This window comes from Marinobacter sp. KM021, assembly GCF_050707965.1.
In the GTDB taxonomy this organism is placed as follows: domain Bacteria; phylum Pseudomonadota; class Gammaproteobacteria; order Pseudomonadales; family Oleiphilaceae; genus Marinobacter; species Marinobacter shengliensis.
Genome location: NZ_CP136129.1, coordinates 3736175 through 3755677, shown reverse-complemented (window position 1 = coordinate 3755677; position 19503 = coordinate 3736175). Strand labels below are relative to the sequence as shown.

The following is a 19503-nucleotide window of genomic DNA, read 5'->3' as shown; positions in this document are numbered from 1 at the left end:
TCGCTCTACGACACCTTGGGATATTCAAATTGGATTCACTCATACGCATCGCCCCTGGGGCATTGACCATCGGCCGTCCATTACCCTGGGATGTTTTCGACGCCGATGGAAACGTCTTGCTGCGTCAGGGCTATGTTATCCAGACCAATACTCAGCTGGAGCAATTGTTTGAGCGGGGCCGGTTCAAGCCCCGGAAAATCGAACGGAAAAAGGAAAAAATTCAGGAGGATCAACGGCAGCGTAACCCCTTCGCCGACTACGCCGACCTGCTGGCCACCCTGGAAGCAACCCTCAACGCCATCACCAGTGAAGATCCGTCTGCCCAAAAACGCTTATTGGGGCTGGCGCGAATGCTGGAGCGGACCTGTCAGGAAGCGCCGGAAGCCAGCCTGGCCCTGGTGCATCTGTACTCCATCGGCCCCACCATTCACGAACAGATTCTTTTCTACGGCATTTTGTGCCACTTCACGGCCAGGGCGTTTGGGCTTGATGAAAAACGTACCAGTGTGCTGACTGCCGCGGCCCTGACCGCCAACCTGGCACTTGTGCCGGTGGCCGACCAGCTAAATGCTTCCACCCGTGTGCTCACCGACGACCAGCGGGCGGTTATCCGCAAACACCCGCACCGCAGCATCCAGGCACTGACCTCCGCCGGCATTACCAATAAACTGTTGCTGAAAATCATCGCCCAGCACCACGAGCAGGCCGATGGCTCCGGCTATCCGGAAGGATTAAGTGGCACTGATATTCTGCCAGAGGCGGAAATTCTGGCTCTGTCAGAACGCTACGTGGCCATGATCACCAAACGAGCCTACCGCAACAGGATGACCATCACCGCTGCCCGCAAACTGATAGCCACTCTCGGTGACGGCAAGGTCCGCCCGGCCATTCCACGGTCACTGTTGCAAGTACTCGGCGAATACCCGCCTGGCATGCTGGTGCGGCTCGACAATAACGAAGTCGGTGTGGTGACCGGCCGCGCCGTCAGGGCCAGGGGACCGTTTGTCAAAGCTATTTTCGGGCCCCGGGGCAACCGCTACAGCGGCACGTTTGAGCGCGACACCAGCGTTCCCGAATACAACATCCAGGGCGCCGAAGAGCCAGAAGAGATGCCCTCCATGGATTTCAGCCTGCTCTGGGGCTTTCGCAACTGAAACCCGCGGAGCGTGGCGGGCTCATGCCAAACCCAATGCCCTGGCATGATGATTCAGGTGGTCGTCAATGAACGAGGCAATAAAGAAATAGCTGTGGTCGTACCCACGGTGCATTCGCAGGTTGATGTGGTGATGAAACTTCTCACAGACATCCGCCAACGTTTCCGGGTTCAGCTGGGTTTCCAGAAACTCATCGGCCGTACCCTGGTCTACCAGTAGCGGCAGCCGCTCTTTTGCGGTCGGAATCAGGCGGGTGGCATCCCACGCTTCCCACTTGCTCTGGTCATCTCCAAGATAACCCTTGAAGGCTTTCTGCCCCCAGGGGCACGCCATCGGGTTGGCAATGGGCGCGAACGCCGATACCGATTTGTAATACCCCGGATTCTTCAGGGCACAGATCAAAGCTCCGTGGCCGCCCATGGAATGGCCGCTGACCGACCGCTCACCGCTAAGCGGCAACTCATTCTCGACCAGTTGGGGCAGCTCCTTCACAACGTAATCGTACATGCGGTAGTGGGGTGCCCAGGGCTGTTCTGTGGCATTCACGTAAAAGCCCGCGCCACTGCCAAAATCGTAACTGTCGTGCTCGCCAGGCAGGTCCACGCCCCGGGGGCTGGTATCCGGGCACACAATCGCCAGGCCCAGCCTGGCGGCCAGTTTCTGGGCACCGGCTTTCTGCATGAAATTCTGGTCGGTGCAGGTCAGCCCGGACAACCAGTAAAGCACTGGCGCTGGTTTGCCTTCCTCGCCCAGAGCCGACGGCGGCAGAAACACCGCAAACTCCATGTCGCACTGGAGCGTGGCAGATGAGTGGCGGTAGCGGCGGTGCTCGCCGTCAAAGCAAACGTTGGTGGCTAAAAGTTCCATAGCTCTCCTGGCGATTGTAGGTGGAGAAGTCAGTCCTCGACGTTGGCGAAACGCTGTTTTTCGATAGTATTACCGGATTTGGCCAACTGGGACAGAATAGCTGTACGGGTGACAATCCCCACCAGTTTGCCATGATCAACCACCGGGTACACTTTCGGCTTTCCGGCCCCCAGATTCTGCGCCAGATCGATCACTGACATCTCTGGCGACACCGTCAGCGGTTTATGGAACATCACATCGTCCACAATGGGCTCGCCCTCGCTGTGATAATTACTCACCAGCAGCGAGTGAATGCAGTCCTGCTCCGACACAAAGCCCAGAACCTGACGCTTTTCATCCACCACTGGCAAACCGGTAACGTGGTTATCCAGTAACGCTTTAACAACCTTGGTCAGCGGTGTGCCGCAACGGATAGGCTCAATGTGATTCCACATGACTTCCGAGATTTTCAGTGAGCGCATAGGCAGCCCCTTTTCGGTTTTATTTAAGGCGCCGAAACTGGCACCGCAGTTACTCTAAACATAGGCAATGCTCGGCAAAATGGACAACTCTCAGGAGCAAAACGGTTTACACCACAAAATAGTCGACTAAACTCAACAGGTTATGCCCTCTGGGGCTCTATTCATATGACCTAGCCGTGGTAAACAGTGGGAGAACCCATGGAACCCATTTCTGAATTAGTAAGTCAAATCAATAGCCTGGTCTGGGGACCACCCATGCTGGTGATGATCCTCGGGGTCGGGCTGTTTCTCAGTATTGGTCTGAAACTGATGCCGATCCTGAAACTGGGTGCCGGTTTCCGGCTGATGTGGAGCGGCCGTGCCCGCGGTGACGAGGACGATGGTGATATTCCGCCATTCCAGGCCCTGATGACCGCCCTGTCAGCCACCGTAGGCACGGGTAACATTGCAGGGGTTGCCACCGCCGTGTTCCTGGGCGGCCCGGGCGCCCTGTTCTGGATGTGGCTGACCGCCCTGGTGGGCATGGCCACCAAGTACGGCGAGGCCGTGCTGGCCGTGCGCTACCGGGAAGTGGATGAGCGTGGTGCCCATGTGGGCGGCCCCATGTATTACATCCGCAATGGCCTGGGCAAGAAATGGGCCTGGCTTGGGGTGTTGTTCGCGATCTTCGCCTCCATTGCCGCTTTCGGTATCGGCAATACGGTACAAGCCAACTCGGTGGCGGATGTGTTGTCTGCCAACTTCGGCCTGCCCCACTGGATCACCGGCGTTCTGCTGATGATTATGGTGGGCCTGGTGCTGATTGGCGGCATCAAGCGTATTGGCCAGGTGGCCAGTGCCCTGGTGCCATTTATGGCGGTGTCTTACGTGCTGGTTGGCCTGATTGTTCTGGCCATCAATGCCAGTGAAATTCCCGCAGCCGTCAGCATGGTGTTCAGCTATGCCTTCAGCCCGGCCGCAGCCGAGGGGGGCTTTGCCGGTGCCGCTGTCTGGGCGGCTATCCGCTTTGGTGTCGCACGCGGTATCTTCTCCAACGAAGCGGGCCTGGGTTCTGCGCCCATCGCCCATGCCGCCGCCCAGACCAAGAACCCGGTCAAGCAGGGCATGGTCGCCATGCTGGGCACCTTCATCGATACCATCATTGTGTGCAGCATCACCGGCCTGGTGATTATTACCTCCGGCGCCTGGACCTCCGGCGAGACGGGTGCGGCCCTCACCTCCCTGGCCTTTGAAACAGGCCTCCCCGGCTTCGGCAACTACGTGGTAGCGATTGCCCTGGCGATTTTCGCCTTCACCACCATCATTGGCTGGTCGTTCTATGGTGAACGCTGCATCGAGTTCCTGTTTGGTGTGAAGGCCATCGTGCCTTATCGGGTGTTGTGGATTGTCGCCATCCCCGTGGGTGCCACCATCAACCTGGGCTTTATCTGGCTGGTGGCCGACACCCTCAACGCGATGATGGCGCTGCCCAACCTGATCGCCCTGCTGTTACTCAGCCCGGTGGTGTTCAAACTCACCCGGGAGCACTTTGAGAAGCAGAAGGCATTGGGTGTGAAATAGTCGGCATCTAAGTCTGGTGCTCATAAGGATGTGAGCAAACCGTTGGATGCTCTGGATCAAGCCCCCCTTGCATTCAGGGCATCCATCGCCACAGTGTCTAACGTACACAGAAAATAACACCGTGTTTGCCAACAACCTGTCTGAGGAGAACGACTATGAGTTTGCGTCTTGGAGACACTGCACCGGATTTTGAACAGGATTCCAGCGAAGGCACCATTCGCTTCTATGACTGGCTTGGTGACAGCTGGGGGGTTCTGTTCTCACACCCTGCCGACTTCACACCGGTATGCACCACGGAACTCGGCCTGACCGCCAAACTGAAAGACGAATTCGCCAAACGTGGCGTCAAGGCCATTGCCCTGAGTGTCGACCCGGTTGACTCCCACAAGGACTGGATCAAGGATATCAACGAAACTCAGGGCTGCACCGTCAACTTCCCGATCATTGCCGACCACGACAGCAAGGTGGCCAAGCTGTACGACATGATCCACCCGAACGCCGACAGCACCCTGACCGTGCGTTCGCTGTTTATCATTGATCCGAACAAGAAGGTGCGCCTGATCATTACCTACCCGGCATCCACCGGTCGTAACTTCAACGAGGTGCTGCGGGTTATCGACTCCCTGCAACTGACCGATGACCATAAAGTGGCTACGCCAGGTAACTGGGAAAAAGGCGGCGATGTGGTGATTGTGCCGTCACTGCAGGATGAAGACGAGATCAAACAGCGCTTCCCGAAGGGCTACAAGGCAGTGAAATCCTACCTGCGGATGACTCCAGACCCGTCCTCTAACTGGAGCGGTGACTGATCCTCGCCTTACAGTAAGTTTTGTGCCAGTAGCGAGTAGGGTGAGGCGTTACCGCCTCATCCCTCTCACAGAACCGTACATACGGGCCACGTATACGGCTCATGCCATTAACTTACCCCGAACTCGGGGACAGTGATGCCGGTTTTGACCTTCGCAAGATCCATCAACTGCAGGTCATTGTGCAGGTAGGTGTTGGGCAGGGCCAGACTGGCCAGTGGGGACGCCGCGTTGCGCCAGCTTTGCATCTTGATATGCCGGAACGGGGGTTGGTAACCCAGCTGTTTCAGCCTCCGATGCAGCCGACTCGGCTTTTTCCACTGCTTGAGCTGGAGGCAGCGTAACCGCCGCCTTAGCCACCTCATCACCTGCTTTAACACCCGCGCGCAGTTCGCCACCCGGAAGTAGCTGACAAAGCCCCGCAACACCGGATTCAGCTCACGTATAATGGCCGCGAGTCCGATGCCCCGGTTTCGCTTCGTCAGTGATTTCAGCTTCTGCTTAAGCCTGACCACCTTCTTTCCCTGTATGCGGGTGTACTTGCTATGTATCACCACGCCCAGGAACTTAACCCCTTCATCACTATGGGCGATGTGGGTTTTGGTGGTATTGACCGTCAGCTTCAACTCATTTTCCAGATAGCGCCGGGCAACCCGTAACGCATTCTCCGCGCCCGCTCGTGAGCCGCACAGGATCAGGATGTCGTCCGCGTAGCGGACGATCCGGTGACCCCGGGCTTTCATGAACTGGTCGAAGGCGTCCAGATAGACGTTCGCAATCAGCGGGCTGATCACGCCGCCCTGCGGGCTTCCCAGCTCCGTTTCTTCAAGGTGGTATCCCACCATCACGCCGCTTTCCAGGAACTGGCGCAGCAGTGACAGGACACTGCCGTCCGTGATCCGTTGGCGAAACTGGCGGATGATCAGGTCATGGTTGAGCGTGTCGAAGCATTTCGACAGGTCCATGTCCACAACCCAGTCACGCCGGTAGCGGCGGATAAACAACTCCGCCTTGCCGATGGCGTGATGACCACTGCGTCCCGGACGATACCCGTAACTCGACGGGTGGAAATCCGGCTCGAAGATCGGTTCGATAATACGGCGCAGCGCCTGTTGTACAACCCGGTCCCGAACCGTCGGAATGCCCAGCAGACGCTCACCGCCGTCATCCTTGGCGATGGCTACGCGCCTGACTGGTTGCGCCCGATAGCGCTTTTCCTTCAGCTCGAGCAACAGGCACGACAGCTCCACCTCCAGGTTCGCCTCAAACGCACCCAGGCTCTGCCCATCGATTCCGGCCGCGCCCTTGTTGCGTTTGATGTGTCTGAAGGCTTCATACAGGCGCTGTTTTGACAGCAATTGCCCGTACAGACTGTAGTATTTCCTCATGCCTGCTCATCTCTGTCGTGACGGCCTCGAGGATCGGTCTGGCTGCCGGTCTGTTTCAGGCGATCCGTCCGGGTACTAGCGCTCTGGCAATCTGCCGCCACAGTATCGCTCTACTCCCTTGTTCGGAGAACACCAGAGCCACTGCGTTCCCGCAGCACCCCGATGCACTTCCCTGCCCCGTCGGGCAGCTTGTGAACGCAGCGTCCACCTGTTCGCTCGTCGTCCGTCACTCTCGTTAATGACTTCCGCCCTTCGCATCCGACCAGAGCTTTTGACCCTGACCGGTCCGCTGAACCTCCGCCAGCGGTCATTCCGGTTTTGTCCTCCACGCTGTTACCAGGCTTCTCAGGCCGGAACTTCCTCACTACTACGGCTTCATCTGCCACCTCGCACCGACTGCGGCCTCGGCTTTCACCTTGCGCCACAGCCTCCGGCATCGCCGGATTCGGTGTCAGGCTTCCCCGGTTACTGCACCGGCTCCCTGTTAACGATGCCACCCTCAAACACAGCACAGGTCTGACTGAGTATCGGGCGTCGCGCTATTTTGCACGCTAACCCACCTGGACTGCCGAAGCAGGTTCACTTGCGTTGTGTACCGTTAACTTCCTATGGCTTCCTTCAGACCCCACCGTTGGCCAGTGACGCCCTTGCCAGTCGGATTGTCTTCCCCTCAGTCGGGGTGACGCCATCTTCTTTCAGATGGCCGGGTTTGCCGGCTTCGCCGGGCAAACAAAAAGCCGGGCAGTACGAACTGCCCGGCTTTTTCATTATCGGGTACCCGGATGTCAGAATGCCGGTACTACTGCACCTTCGTATTTTTCTTTGATGAACTCGCGAACGGCGTCTGATTTCAGCGCATTGGCCAGTTTCTGCATGGCGTCGCTGTCCTTGTTGTCCGGGCGGGCAACCAGGATGTTCACGTAAGGGGACTCGGCACCTTCAATCACCATGGCATCTTCAGACGGGTTCAGGCCGGCTTCCAGGGCGTAGTTGGTGTTGATCAGGGCCATATCGACCTGGTTCAGGATACGCGGCAGGGTAGCGGCTTCCAGTTCGCGGAAGTTCAGGCGCTTGGGGTTGTCGGCAATGTCACGGGGTGTGGCGGTGATTTTGCTTTCGTCTTTCAGGGTGATCAGGCCGGCTTCCTGAAGCAGCAGCAGGGCGCGGCCGCCGTTGGTGGGGTCGTTGGGGATGGCCACCACGGCGCGATCTTTCAGTTCGTCGAGGGAGCTGATTTTGCTGGAGTAGGCACCGAAGGGCTCAACGTGGATGCCGGCAACGGTGACCAGGTTGGCGCCACGGCCGCTGTTGAATTCGTCCAGGTACGGCTGGTGCTGGAAGAAGTTGGCGTCCATCCGCTTCTGGTCAACCTGGATGTTGGGCTGTACGTAGTCGGTGAAGACTTTCACATCCAGCTCAACACCTTGTTCGGCCAGCGCCGGCTTCACAAATTCCAGCAGCTCAGCATGGGGGACCGGAGTAGCGGCTACGGACAGTTTCTCTGCAACAGCAGCAGAGGAGAAAGTTGCTACGGCAGCGATGGCTACCAGAGTTTTCTTCAGATTCATTATTGCGTTCTCCTGTGGAGCATCGTGTTTAACTTTGGTTTACGGCACGCTGCTAGGAGGTTCCTTCCGAAAAACGCCCGTAAATACGTCCATGTAGGGCTCCGTCGCGCCATCCCTGGCGCTCCAGGTTTTCGGAAGGAACCTCCCAGCAGCCTGCCTATACCGGACTTTGGAATTGCCTGCCCGGCTCAATCACAGTCTTACTTTCTGCTGAAATACAGCACCAGACGATCACCAACCATCTGGAGTACTTGTACGAAAATCACCAGTAACGCGACGGTGATCACCATCACGTCGGTCTGGAAACGCTGGTAACCGAAGCGGATGGCCAGGTCGCCCAGGCCGCCGCCACCGATGACGCCAGACATGGCCGCGTAGGAGACCAGGGTGATGGCCGTCACGGTAATACCGGCGATGATGCCCGGAAGCGCTTCCGGCAGCAAGGCGCCGAAGATGATCTGGCGCACGTTAGCACCCATGGCCTGAGTGGCTTCGATGATGCCGCGGTCGACTTCCCGCAGGGAGGTTTCCACCAGGCGGGCGAAGAAGGGGGCACCGCCAGCCACCAGTGGCGGGATGGCGCCGGCCACGCCCAGTGACGTGCCAATGAGCAGAACGGTGAACGGGATCATCACGATCAGCAGGATGATGAAAGGCACGGAACGCAGTACGTTGACCACGAACGACAACACCGCGTAGGCCACCGGTTGTTCCAACAGCTGGCGTTTGCCGAACAGGAACAGTAATACGCCAATGGGCAGGCCGATCAGTACGCTGAACAGCAGGGACATGCCCACCATCACCAGGGTGTCCCAGCTGGCCCAGCCGATTTCCAGCCAGTCGACGTTGCCCATGAGGGTTTCCATTAAAGCTTCCATCAGCGCACTACCTCCACGTGAACATCGGCGGCTTCCAGCGCCTGCATGGCGACGTCGAGATCACCGCCCACCAGTGACAGGGTCAGCTGGCCGTAGGGGGTGTCTTTGATGTGATCGATCCGGCCGGAGAGGATGCTGAAGTCTACGCCGGATTCCCTTGCCACGCTGCCCAGCAGGGGTTTGTAGGTGGATTCGCCCTTGAAGGTCAGGCGCAGGATGCGGCCTTCGGCTTTTTGCAGGTCTTCCTGGAGTTCGTTGCGGTCGATGTTTTCGCTTTCGAACACAAAATCCCGGGTGGTGGGATGCTGGGGGTGCAGGAACACCTCGCTCACCGGGCCCATTTCCACTACGCGACCGGCGTCCATTACGGCAACCCGGTCGCACACCCGACGCACCACATCCATTTCGTGGGTGATCAAGACAATGGTCAGGCCCAGCTCCTTGTTGATGTCACCCAGCAGTTTCAGGACCGACTGAGTGGTTTGCGGGTCCAGGGCGCTGGTGGCTTCGTCGCACAGCAGAATGGTGGGGCGGCAAGCCAGGGCACGGGCGATACCAACGCGTTGTTTCTGGCCGCCAGACAGCTGAGACGGATACTTGTCGGCGTGGTCGGTCAGGCTCACCCGGGCCAGCAGTTCCTGTACCCGCTCCCGTATCTCGGTTTTGCTGTAGATGCCCGCCAGCTTCATCGGAAACGCGATGTTGTCTGCCACGGTTTTGGACGACAGCAGGTTGAAGTGCTGGAAGATCATGCCCACTTTGCGGCGGAAGGCTCTCAGTTCCGCAGAGTTGTACCGGGTAATGTCTTCGTCATCGATCAGGATGCGGCCGCCGGTGGGCGGTTCCAGCAGGTTGATCAGCCTTACGAGGGTGGATTTACCCGCGCCGGAATGGCCGACGATGCCGAATACCTCGCCGGTTTCAATGGTCATACTGGTAGGGTGCAGCGCGGGGATCGCCCGGCCGGCCACCTGGTATGACTTCTGTACCTGGTCAAATACAATCACGATCAGTGCCTTGGTCTTTGCCTTTGGAGTGCGTAGGGCGCGCAGCCGAAAACCGGCGATTATAGCCTATTCGATGACCAAACCCGAATCCCGGCGGTGTGTAGTTGCCCTTACACAAAAAGCTACCTGACACACCAGCCTGCCCTCAGCTAAACTGCTATTTGAAAAGAACATTAATAAACCTCCACCTATCCGAGGCGCGCCGTACCTGTGACTACATTGTCCGAAAATACGCCCTCAAGGATGAATTCCACCCAGGCATGGGTTTCCTACCTCAGCAAGGTAGAGCTGCCAGTGTTGGCGAACACCCTCCGGCAGATCAACGAACTGACCGACAGCCGCAACAGCACAGTGAACGAACTGGCGAATGTGATTCTGAATGATGCCCAGTTGACGTCCCAGGTGCTTCGGCTTTCCAACACGGTGTTCTACAACCAGACCCGCACCCAGGTGAGCACGGTCAGCCGTGCCATCACGTTGATCGGTTTCGATGCCGTGAAATCCATGGCGATTTCATCGCTGATTGTCGACACTCTGCTCAAACGCAACGACCGGCCACACCTGTTGCGTTGCCTTGCCCGCGCTATTCACGCAGCCGTTCAGGCCCGGTGCTTGATGCCCAAACGCACAGAGCATGCTCTAGAGGAGGTGTTTATCGGGGCCTTGCTGATGAACATCGGTGAGCTGGCATTCTGGTCCTGCGAAACCGATCAGGCGACCGAGCTGGAAGAGCGCCTGCGGTTGGACGAACCGCCTGTGGAGGCACAGAAGGCCGTGCTGCACACCACCTTTACCGAGATCACCCGGGGCCTGGTGGAAGCCTGGTCTTTAGGGCCGTTTATCCGTGAAGTGGTGGCGCCCGGCAAAGCCAATTCCCTGGCTAGCAGCCTGGTGCGCAACACCGTGGAAATGGCCACGGTGTCCGAGCATGGCTGGAGCGGGCCAGAGATGGACAAGGTGCTGGAACGTTTGTCGGCAGATGTTGGAGAAAGCCCCGCCGCCATCCGGGACCAACTGAAGGTCAACGCCCAGGAAGCCACCAAAGTAGCCGTGTCTCTGGGCATTCCGCAGGTCACGGCGTTGCTGCCCGGCAATCAGGAGAGCGCCGCCGGACACGGCGCCGAAGCCCCGGTTATGGACCCCGCCCTGCAATTGCAGATTCTGCGAGATCTGACTCAAACACTCGCTGAAAAACCCGATATCAACGAAGTGTGCCAGTTGGTGATCGAAGGCATTCACCGGGCTATCGGAATGCAACGGGTAGCCCTGCTGATGAGTGACCGCACCGGACAAGACCTGATTCCCAGAAAGGTAGGCGGTCGTGGTACCGAAGAGTGGCGCGAACACCTGATTATCCACAAGGATGGCACCGGGCCACTGGGAGAGCTTTTACCCCATGGCACTTGTGCCATCTACAAACCCGGCAAACAGGCGGGCGGTGTTCCCTATGACCGCTGGCTGGGCAAAGTGCCGGCCCTGGTAGGCTCGCTTACCGCCAAGGGCCGACTGGTGGGCCTGTTCTATGCCGATAATGCGGCGGCGGGCTATGTGCCGTCGGAACAGCAGTTGGCAGCCTTTTCGCACTTTATCCAGAATGCACAACTGTGCCTGACCCTGATCTCCTCTCGCTGAGATCGGGTCAGGCCATGTTTTCGTCGTTCAGTGCAACGCCCGCATCTGCCGCGGGTAGAGCGCCGCGCTGACCTCGGGTTCTTCCAGCAAATCCGCCAGCTCGCGGTCGATATCGGTTTCCTCGCCTTCGTCTGGCAAAGGTTCGAACAGGGTGCTCAACCAGGCAGCCACGCTTGGCGCGCTGTCTCTGTCGTAGTCGGTGGACAGCGCTTTGATCCGGCGAAAGCCGATAATGCGCTGATGTTTGGGATCGCGGATTTGTTCAAAGCCCCGCCAATAGATTCTGTCTCGGGTGTGCAGCTGCACAAACAGGGTGTCGATGGGGCCGTTATCATCATCGGCACTGTCTTCATCCTCTGCCTGGGCCTGGGATGTTTCGGCATCGGTCGGTTTTCGACGGATGGTGGTCCAGGCCGGGTAGAGTACCGCTACGGCGTCGGCTTCCACATGTTCGCGGGCCGCCCGCAGAATCAGACCCCAGCGGGCCTTGTCGGCATCGGTTTCCAGAGAGTTGATGGGCAGGTCGTAGCTCTGCTCACTGGACAGAACTATGGCCATCATCGGGGCGTCCAGTTCCCCCATGGCTTCGGCCTGTGCTACGGATACCAGATCGTCGATTGCCATCGATTGGTTCATAAGATGCTCGCCTCCTCGATGCCATCAGGGTAGTCAGGGAATCAGATCCCTGTGTTACAGCATAGCCTGTTCCACCAGTAAAGATAAACGTGGAGTTTGCCGGCGCGGATCACAACCCCGCACGGGAGTTTGTGTCACCGCGTCAGAATGCGTTTTCCAGGCGTTCGTAATTGGCGAACCAGGGGTTTGCTTCCTCAAGCTGGGCGGCCAGCTGCAACAGTCGATCCTCGCGGCCATGGGCGGCGCCGAACTGGACGCCTACCGGCAAACCATCGCGGGTCCAGTGCATGGGTACCGACATCGCCGGCGTGCCGGTCAGGTTCGCAAGCTGGGTAAAGGGCGTTCGGGCCAGGCTTTCCAGCGCCATCTGGTCCACCTGGCCGCTACGATGGACCAGCTTGCCCGCTTTCAGGGTTAGCATCAGCCTGGCGATCAGTTTGAGGTGGGCCGGCGTATCCATTTCACCAATCTTGGCCGGCAACTGGCCGGTGGTCGGGGACAGGTACAGGTCAAAACGCTCGAAGAATGCACCCAGAGCACGGGCAAGGTCATTCCATTGCTGCCGGCGGCGAACATAATCCGGCAACGGCATAGTACGCCCCAACATACCCAGTAACCGGGTCTCCAGCTCAAAATCCTTGTCCTCGGCACCGAACTGCTCCCGTGCCCTGTCCATCATTGAGGACACTTCACCAAAGTAAAGGGCCAGGTAGCACCGTGCCAGGGCCATGCCGTCAAATTCCGGCCGGGCATACTCGACATGATGCCCCAGACCTTCCAGCATACGGGCGGTTTCTTCGACGGCAGCCACACACTCCGGCGCTACCTCGGTGTCGTAAGGAGAAGAGGTAAACACACCAATCCTCAGCCGCCCCGGCGATTGCTGCATCAGGTCCAGCCAGGAACCCTCCGGTTCCGGAATGCAGAACGGGTCGCCACTGGCTGCACCGGCCAACACATCCAGCATGCTGGCGCTGTCTCTCACCGTCCGGGACACCACATGGTCGGTCGAAGCGCCGGTCCAGGCCTCTCCGGCGTGGGGCCCTACAGAGATCCGGCCGCGGGATGGCTTTAGTCCAAACAGCCCGTTGTAAGCTGCCGGAATGCGGATGGACCCACCGCCATCGTTGGCTCCGGCCATGGGAACAACACCGGCGGCTACCGCGGCACCGGAGCCACCACTGGAGCCCCCGGGCGTCAGTTCTGTGTTCCAGGGGTTGCGGCTCGGGCCCCAAAGAGCAGACTCGGTGACGGCCTTGAGGCCGAACTCCGGCGTTGCCGTGCGACCGATAAACACCAAGCCGGCCTTGCGGGCACGTTGTACGAACTGTGAGTCCCGGCTCGGAATATTCTTTCGCATGGCCCGGCTGCCGTAGGTGCAAGGTTGCCCGGCCTGTTCCTGGGCCAGGTCTTTCAGCAGCAGGGGTACACCAGAAAACGGCCCATCAGACACCGGCGACTGCCCCATGGCATCCGAGTACTGGGGGTGGCAAATGGCGTTCAGGGCCCCATTGACATGATTGGCACGCTCCACCGCCGCATCGGTTACCTCTCGGGGCGTCACATCACCCCGGCGGATCAGATCAGCCAGCGCTGTTGCGTCGTATCTCAGATATTCGGACTGGTTCATGGGCCACCCTGTTTGTTGTTATTTACCCGCCCCCACTGGACTTTCGGGGCATAAACCGGAAACTCAGGAGCTTACGCCAATCCCAAAGTGAGTTCCATGGACCTGACCCTGTTTCCAGAGGCCATTAGCCCGGGCGTCGCTCTTTTTCTGCTATTAGCCTCGGCGATAACCTCAATGCTGACCGCTGTGCTCGGTGCCGGTGGTGGCGTTCTGCTGCTGGTGTTGATGGCCTCCTGGATGCCACCGGCGGCGATTATTCCGGTGCATGGCATGATTCAGCTTGGCTCTAATACCGGCCGGGCAGTGCTGACCCGGCACCACATCGACTGGAAGGTTATTGCTGCCTTCACGCCCGGCGTAATCGCAGGGGCGGCGCTTGGCGCCTGGCTGTTGGTTGATTTACCCGCGCACCTCTGGCAGCTATCCATCGCTCTGTTCGTGTTGTATCTGTGTTGGGGGCCGAAACTGCCAAAAGCGTCGTTCGGGCCCGTTGGCATTTTTTTAGCTTCCGCCGTCACCAGCTTTGTCAGCCTGTTCGTGGGCGCCACGGGCCCCCTGGTCGCCGCCTTTATCAAGCAGATTCACCGGGATCGCTTTAAAACCGTGGCCACCTTCGCCGCTGCCATGACCTTGCAACATGCGCCCAAAGCGCTGGTCTTCGGGGTTGCCGGATTCGTGTTCTCGGACTGGCTGCTGTTCATTCTCGCCATGATTGCCTGCGGCTTCACCGGCACCTGGCTGGGGCTGCACGTTCTGAAATCCATCACCAACCGGTGGTTCAGCCTCGCCTTCAACCTGGTACTGACACTGCTGGCGCTGCGCCTGCTGTGGCAAGCGGCGGAGTCCGCCGGCTGGTTGGCCTAAACTCCTGTGTCGTCAGGCGGGGCGGGCACTGAGACCACCGCATTGCGCCCCCGAGATTTGGCGATATAGCACCCTTCATCCGCCCGTGCCATGACCTCCCTCGGGCCGCTGTCGCCAGCAGACACCGGTGTGAGCCCAATGCTTACAGTGACACCGAAAGAACGGCCATCGTGCTGGACTTTCAGCGCCTCGACCCGGCTGCGCAGGTTTTCTGCCAGGGCTTCGGCCCGGTCCAGACCACATCCGGGCAACAGAACCGCAAATTCATCACCACCCAACCGTGCGACGGTATCCGATTGGCGAACCGCGCTCTGGAACAGATCCGCCAGGCGTTTCAACAGGTCGTCGCCCACCAGGTGGCCGCCCTGGTCATTGACCGGTTTGAAATGATCCAGATCGATCATCATCAAGACAGCGGGCGTCGCCTGGTGTGGCGCCTCAGCCAGCGCTTTCAGCAACGCGGCAGTGAAAGCCCTGCGGTTCACCAGTTGGGTCAGCGCATCGTGGGTAGCCTCCCAGGAGAGTCGTTCTTCTTCCCGACGCCGTTCGCTGTCGTCCCTCAGCACAAAGACCAGGCGTTCCTCATGCTCACCCCTGCGCAAGTGCAACATGGTGAGATCAATGTCGAAGACCTGACCCTGCGAGTTTTCCAGAGTAACGTACCGGTTATCGATTTCCTCGCCTTCCTGAAACTCCTCCGGCTCCATCTTGTGGTTGTCATAGCGAAAGGTCACGGTCTCGAAGAAGTTCTCACCAATGCAATCATCGCCCAACGCAAGAAATTCGCCGGCCGCGTCGTTGGCGTACCGGATCAGGCCTGCCTTGTCGACCATCAGAACGCCTTCCTGCAACACATCCAGGATCGAATCGGCCCTCTGCTGCTCTTCCCGGAGCGCCTGCTCAAAGCGCATTTCACGGGTGATATCCCGCACAATCGTGATGGTGCCAAGCGCCTGGCCTGGCAGTTCAATGACCGAGGTCATGGTATCTACCCAGACATACCCCGGTGAACGGGTGGTCAGCAACCGCAGGCGTCCGCGATAGAACCTGCGGCGGGTCAATGCCCGGCGCCAGCCCGCCATGGCCGCGTCGCGATCTTCATCCGCCACTTTCGAGATAAGGTAGCGCTGGGTAACCTGTTCAGCCGTTTCACCGAGAATGTTCAACAGCGCCGGGTTAACAAATTCAATCCGGCCGAGAATATTGGAGTGGACAATGCCAATGGGGGCGTCCTGGGTCAGAGAACGGAAGAATGCCTCCCGCTCCGCCAATGATCGCAGAATCTCGTCGCGCTCATGGCGGACCATGTTGAAAACCCGGGCTACATTCCGGATTTCCCGCCCTCCGATTTCCGAGACCGGCATCTGGCGTTCCCCGGTATGACGCTGATAGATCTGCAAGCTCAGATCGCGCAGTGGCCGCAACAAGCGATGGAAGAACCAGAATGCCAGGGGGACCAACACAACCAGTACCGACAGCAGTGTCCAACTGAAAGCGTCGCGCATACGATTGACCGACGCGAAGGCATCCGTCTCGGGCCAGACCGCCGCCACAAACCAAGGCACCTGGGCCATTTGCCCATAGGCAGTGATGGTCGGCATTTGCTGCTCAGACTCATCGCGAAGTGTACCTTCAAAGCCCTCCATGGCACGTACAATAGAGCTCTGCCGGGCATCCACCGGCACCATAACCCGACCGTCTCGGCCATCAGCCAGTACCACCCCCTGCCGGGTTATCAGGCGCAGATAGCCTGCATCCCCCACACGAATCCCGGAGATATCGCTCATGAAGTTGTCACCATCGAGCAGAATCAACCCGCCAATCATGCCGGTGAAACGTTTACGGTGATCAAAAAGTGGTGCAGCCAGCATTACGCCTGGCCGCCCCTCAAGAGCGGTGACGTACGGTTCGCTGATAATCGGCACTAGCTGGCTGGAAACGGCTTTGAAGTAAGGCCGTTCCGAGGCATTGAAGCTGGGGACCAGGTAATCAAGGGGATTGGCGGCCAGTAGCTCACCCTCGGCATCCATTATAAACAGAGCATCAAACAAACTGAGCAGCGAAGCCTGCTGGCGCAGTATCACTCGCGCCCGATTCTGGAGCAGGGCTTCCGAGGCCGGGATTTCACTGGCAACGTGAGAGAGAACGTCACGCCGCAGGGCAAGTTTCTGGTCGAGGTCACGAGTCACCATTCCGACAATCATTTCAACTTGGCGGTGCGCCTGATATTCCAGCTCTGACCGGCTCAGCGCAGAACCAATGCTGGCCACCACAACCGCGGTCACCAACACAAAAGCCACTACCAGGGCAACTGCCCGATTCGCCAGACTCGCAAACCACAACTTTATCAAATAACCAACCTCATGCTGTCCAAATCATACACACCGCATTCTACGAACTTTATGAAAGTGTAGCAAAGACAGGTTTTTCCAATCAGATTCCCGCTTGTAATTTCATTGATAATCGTTATTATTTAGATCTATTTTCATTTTCCGAGCGATTCTGTATGGATTCCATCAGCCCTGCATCCGCCGCACTGGCCCAGCACGGCCCCCTTGCCCAACTGATCGACATGGGCGGACCGGTGATGATTGTGCTCATCGCCATTGCCGTTATTGGCCTCGTCACCTTCGTTTATCTGATGCTTTTCGGCGCCTTGTACGCACCCCGATACACCCGCAAGCTGAAGCACCTTATCCAGCAGTGGCAGTCCTCCCCGGCAGATACCCGGCCCGAAAAGGTGCGGGAGCAGGCAGGCTTTTTGGGCCGTTGTAATCCTCTGATGCATTTGATGGTGAATACCATGTCGGCCTGCAAAGGCACCGCAAACACCACAGCGGTTCGGGAGACCGCCGTGCGGGATGCCCAACACGCTCTGGAACCCTTTGAAGCGCCGCTCAAGATCATTGAAGTGATCGCAGCCCTGGCGCCACTGCTTGGCCTTCTGGGCACGGTTATGGGCATGATGGAAGCCTTCAGCGCCATGGCCGCAACCGATGGTCGTGCCAATGCCAGCCAGCTCAGTGGCGGTATCTACGAAGCGCTGACCACCACTGCCGCAGGCCTGGTCATTGCCATTCCATTTGCGGCACTGGCGGCCTGGGTGGAGTTTCGCCTGCGACGCATTCACAAAGTGATCAACAGCACCCTGGTAAGCGTGTTCAACGTGCTGCCTGCCACTGAGCCGCAGCCTGTTACCGGGCAATCCGCAGTTGCTGCGGAGCAGGCCGCTCAAGCCAGCCACAGCTACGACACCGCAGACAACCCGCGTTTTGCCCATGCAGCTGGTTGAGCCCCGACCAAACAGGCCCATACCGATCCGGATTACACCACTGATTGACGTGGTGTTTATCCTGCTGGTGTTTTTCATGCTCACCACCAGGCTGTTACCTGTGGATTATCTGGAACTGGGCAACGACACCAGCCCGCGAAGCACCACCACAGGCGACCCCCGCCCGGAACTCCGGGTAGAGGTGGATGGCCGCATCCTTTGGCAGGACACCCGCTACAGCCTGCAGGAGCTGGTGCCGGCCCTGACCGCCGCCGGCGTTTCCGAAGCGAACCTCGAGACGGCTCCAGAGGCCAGCCTGGCCAGCTTTACCCGCACGCTGAGCACGCTGGATAACGCCGGCATCACCCCCCACTGGAAACGTAGCGGCACACCCGAATCATGACCGAACTGGTTCCACCCCCCGCCACCTCCGGAAAAGGCCTGTTGGAACGTGTTGAAGATGCGTTGCTGCCGCTGATCAATCTGGTGTTCCTGTTGTTGATGTTCTTTATTGTTGCTGGCCAGCTCACTGAAGATCCATTGCCGGAACTGCCGGGAAGCTCGCAGCTAAAAGAAGAGCGCGCTCCCGAGGCAGATCTGATGGTCAAGGCCGATGGCAGCTGGACCGTGGGTGGAGAAACGGTCAGCCGGGACCAGCTACTGGCACGTTTGCCCGAATCAGGGGAACAGGGGGCTCTCCGCATTGCCGCAGACCAAAGCCTCACCATGGCGGACCTGGAAGACCTGTTGGGTGTTCTGGAAGCCGGCGGTTACACCAACGTGCTGCTGCTGACGGAGCCCGGGGCATGACAACCGCAGGCCGGGGACCGAAAACACTGATTCTGACCGCCGCCATTGTGGCGACGGTAGCCACACTGGCGCTGATGGCACCAGACAAACCCATGGAACTTCCGGTGCTGGGCGACAGCGCTGTCAACACCGCTCCGGCCATCCGGATCAGCCTTGCGGGCCGACAATCACCAGAGCCGGAACAGGAACCTGCGACCGAACCTGAACCCACCCCGGAACCAGAGCCGATACCGGAACCTGAACCCGAGCCAGAACCCGAGCCAGAACCCGAACCAGAACCCGAACCAGAACCAGAACCCGAACCAGAACCAGAACCAGAGCCCGAACCGGCTCCGAAGCCAGAGCCCGTTCCTGAGCCAGTCAGCGAGCCCAGCACACCAGCGCCCACGGATTCAGCGGCTGTAGAAGAAGCCGGGGAGGAAGCAGATGCCGAAAACAGCCAGGATGCGATCCCCCTCCAGAACGCAGGAAATTCCAGCGAGGTCGACAGCTACCTGAGCAAGCTCAGCCGCCACCTGGCCCGCTATTACGAATACCCCCGGCGGGCCCGCCGCCTCGGGCAGGAAGGCACCCCGGTGATCGTCTTCGAGTTTGACCGTGACGGCTCGCTGGTCAGCCATTCGCTGCGGGACAGCTCCGGGCATCAACTGCTTGATGACTCAGCCATGCAGATGCTCGCCCAGGCAGCGCCCCTGCCCAAGGTGCCAGACACCATGCGCGGCCAGACGTTTACCTACGCGCTGCCCGTTCGCTTCAGCTTGCGCTGAACCCGCACCACAGAAGCGCAGATCGCACTGAGCCGGTGCAGGCCGGCAAACACCGCCCCGGGCACACAGCCCGCTGCCCTCTTATTACTTACTGAATTAAAAGCTTTTTCCACGAAAAGCCCAGAGCTGGCACGGTGCCTGCTGAATCCTGGTCAGCAGATCGAATTTTGTCTGCCCAAACAGCAATCTTTCAGACGACGGCGT

18 protein-coding genes are annotated in these 19503 nt (G+C 59.0%); 9 read left to right on the top strand and 9 right to left on the bottom strand.

The features are described 5' to 3' along the window. Positions 1 to 29 precede the first annotated feature (29 nt). Positions 30 to 1154 (top strand): HD-GYP domain-containing protein, encoded by a 1125-nt coding sequence (locus RVM24_RS17530; protein WP_061331238.1) that lies wholly within the window; start codon positions 30 to 32, stop codon positions 1152 to 1154. A gap of 21 nt (positions 1155 to 1175) precedes the next feature. On the opposite strand, the gene fghA is transcribed toward RVM24_RS17530, so the two are convergent. Then, the gene (gene fghA / locus RVM24_RS17525) at positions 1176 to 2021 is read right to left on the bottom strand and encodes an S-formylglutathione hydrolase (RefSeq protein ID WP_061331239.1); all 846 of its coding nucleotides are present in this window, start codon (positions 2019 to 2021) and stop codon (positions 1176 to 1178) included. A 29-nt stretch (positions 2022 to 2050) separates the two neighbouring features. Beyond that, positions 2051 to 2482: a CBS domain-containing protein gene (locus RVM24_RS17520; protein ID WP_061331240.1), complete on the bottom strand. Its 432-nt coding sequence runs from the start codon at positions 2480 to 2482 to the stop codon at positions 2051 to 2053. A 198-nt stretch (positions 2483 to 2680) separates the two neighbouring features. Here RVM24_RS17520 and RVM24_RS17515 point away from each other — a divergent pair, with 198 nt between their 5' ends. After that, complete coding sequence (locus RVM24_RS17515; RefSeq protein WP_230713174.1) at positions 2681 to 4042, top strand: alanine/glycine:cation symporter family protein; 1362 nt, start codon at positions 2681 to 2683, stop codon at positions 4040 to 4042. Positions 4043 to 4197: 155 nt separating this feature from the next. Then, positions 4198 to 4851 (top strand): peroxiredoxin, encoded by a 654-nt coding sequence (locus RVM24_RS17510; RefSeq protein WP_058092813.1) that lies wholly within the window; start codon positions 4198 to 4200, stop codon positions 4849 to 4851. A 107-nt stretch (positions 4852 to 4958) separates the two neighbouring features. Here the strand turns inward: RVM24_RS17510 and ltrA are convergent, their stop codons facing one another. The 4 genes from ltrA to RVM24_RS17490 form a co-directional block, all read right to left on the bottom strand. Continuing rightward, complete coding sequence (ltrA, locus tag RVM24_RS17505; protein ID WP_058578632.1) at positions 4959 to 6236, bottom strand: group II intron reverse transcriptase/maturase; 1278 nt, start codon at positions 6234 to 6236, stop codon at positions 4959 to 4961. A 785-nt stretch (positions 6237 to 7021) separates the two neighbouring features. Further along, positions 7022 to 7804: a MetQ/NlpA family ABC transporter substrate-binding protein gene (locus RVM24_RS17500; RefSeq protein WP_230713175.1), complete on the bottom strand. Its 783-nt coding sequence runs from the start codon at positions 7802 to 7804 to the stop codon at positions 7022 to 7024. Positions 7805 to 8004: 200 nt separating this feature from the next. After that, positions 8005 to 8682, bottom strand: coding sequence for a methionine ABC transporter permease (locus RVM24_RS17495; protein WP_058092815.1), 678 nt, complete (start codon positions 8680 to 8682; stop codon positions 8005 to 8007). Further along, positions 8682 to 9689: a methionine ABC transporter ATP-binding protein gene (locus tag RVM24_RS17490; protein WP_106694261.1), complete on the bottom strand. Its 1008-nt coding sequence runs from the start codon at positions 9687 to 9689 to the stop codon at positions 8682 to 8684. Before RVM24_RS17490 ends, RVM24_RS17495 begins: the two co-directional genes overlap by 1 nt. Positions 9690 to 9899: 210 nt before the next feature. On the opposite strand from RVM24_RS17490, the gene RVM24_RS17485 reads away from it, so the two are divergent. After that, positions 9900 to 11321: an HDOD domain-containing protein gene (locus tag RVM24_RS17485; protein ID WP_230713176.1), complete on the top strand. Its 1422-nt coding sequence runs from the start codon at positions 9900 to 9902 to the stop codon at positions 11319 to 11321. 27 nt (positions 11322 to 11348) lie between these two features. On the opposite strand, the gene RVM24_RS17480 is transcribed toward RVM24_RS17485, so the two are convergent. Together RVM24_RS17480 and RVM24_RS17475 are read right to left on the bottom strand one after the other, a co-directional pair. Continuing rightward, positions 11349 to 11957: a hypothetical protein gene (locus RVM24_RS17480; protein ID WP_058092818.1), complete on the bottom strand. Its 609-nt coding sequence runs from the start codon at positions 11955 to 11957 to the stop codon at positions 11349 to 11351. Positions 11958 to 12099: 142 nt separating this feature from the next. Continuing rightward, positions 12100 to 13587 carry an amidase gene (locus tag RVM24_RS17475; protein WP_230713177.1) on the bottom strand — a complete coding sequence of 496 codons (1488 nt, stop codon included), beginning with the start codon at positions 13585 to 13587 and terminating at the stop codon, positions 12100 to 12102. Positions 13588 to 13683: 96 nt separating this feature from the next. On the opposite strand from RVM24_RS17475, the gene RVM24_RS17470 reads away from it, so the two are divergent. Then, positions 13684 to 14451, top strand: a complete 768-nt coding sequence (locus RVM24_RS17470) for a sulfite exporter TauE/SafE family protein (protein ID WP_230713179.1) — start codon at positions 13684 to 13686, stop codon at positions 14449 to 14451. Here the strand turns inward: RVM24_RS17470 and RVM24_RS17465 are convergent. Next, on the bottom strand, positions 14448 to 16802 hold the full coding sequence (locus RVM24_RS17465; RefSeq protein WP_431474473.1) for a sensor domain-containing diguanylate cyclase: 2355 nt from the start codon (positions 16800 to 16802) through the stop codon (positions 14448 to 14450). The genes RVM24_RS17470 and RVM24_RS17465 overlap by 4 nt on opposite strands. Positions 16803 to 16957: 155 nt before the next feature. Here RVM24_RS17465 and RVM24_RS17460 point away from each other — a divergent pair, with 155 nt between their 5' ends. Genes RVM24_RS17460 through RVM24_RS17445 form a run of 4 tightly spaced genes read left to right on the top strand, consistent with a single transcriptional unit; the run spans position 16958 to position 19299 of the window. Next, the gene (locus RVM24_RS17460) at positions 16958 to 17743 is read left to right on the top strand and encodes a MotA/TolQ/ExbB proton channel family protein (protein ID WP_106694252.1); all 786 of its coding nucleotides are present in this window, start codon (positions 16958 to 16960) and stop codon (positions 17741 to 17743) included. Further along, the gene (locus tag RVM24_RS17455) at positions 17730 to 18125 is read left to right on the top strand and encodes an ExbD/TolR family protein (protein WP_374786479.1); all 396 of its coding nucleotides are present in this window, start codon (positions 17730 to 17732) and stop codon (positions 18123 to 18125) included. Before RVM24_RS17460 ends, RVM24_RS17455 begins: the two co-directional genes overlap by 14 nt. Continuing rightward, entirely contained in the window at positions 18122 to 18532 is a 411-nt protein-coding gene (locus tag RVM24_RS17450) for an ExbD/TolR family protein (protein WP_374786480.1), read from the top strand. The genes RVM24_RS17455 and RVM24_RS17450 overlap by 4 nt, the downstream gene beginning before the upstream one ends. Then, positions 18529 to 19299, top strand: a complete 771-nt coding sequence (locus RVM24_RS17445) for an energy transducer TonB (protein WP_431474472.1) — start codon at positions 18529 to 18531, stop codon at positions 19297 to 19299. The genes RVM24_RS17450 and RVM24_RS17445 overlap by 4 nt, the downstream gene beginning before the upstream one ends. The last annotated feature ends 204 nt before the right edge of the window (positions 19300 to 19503 follow it).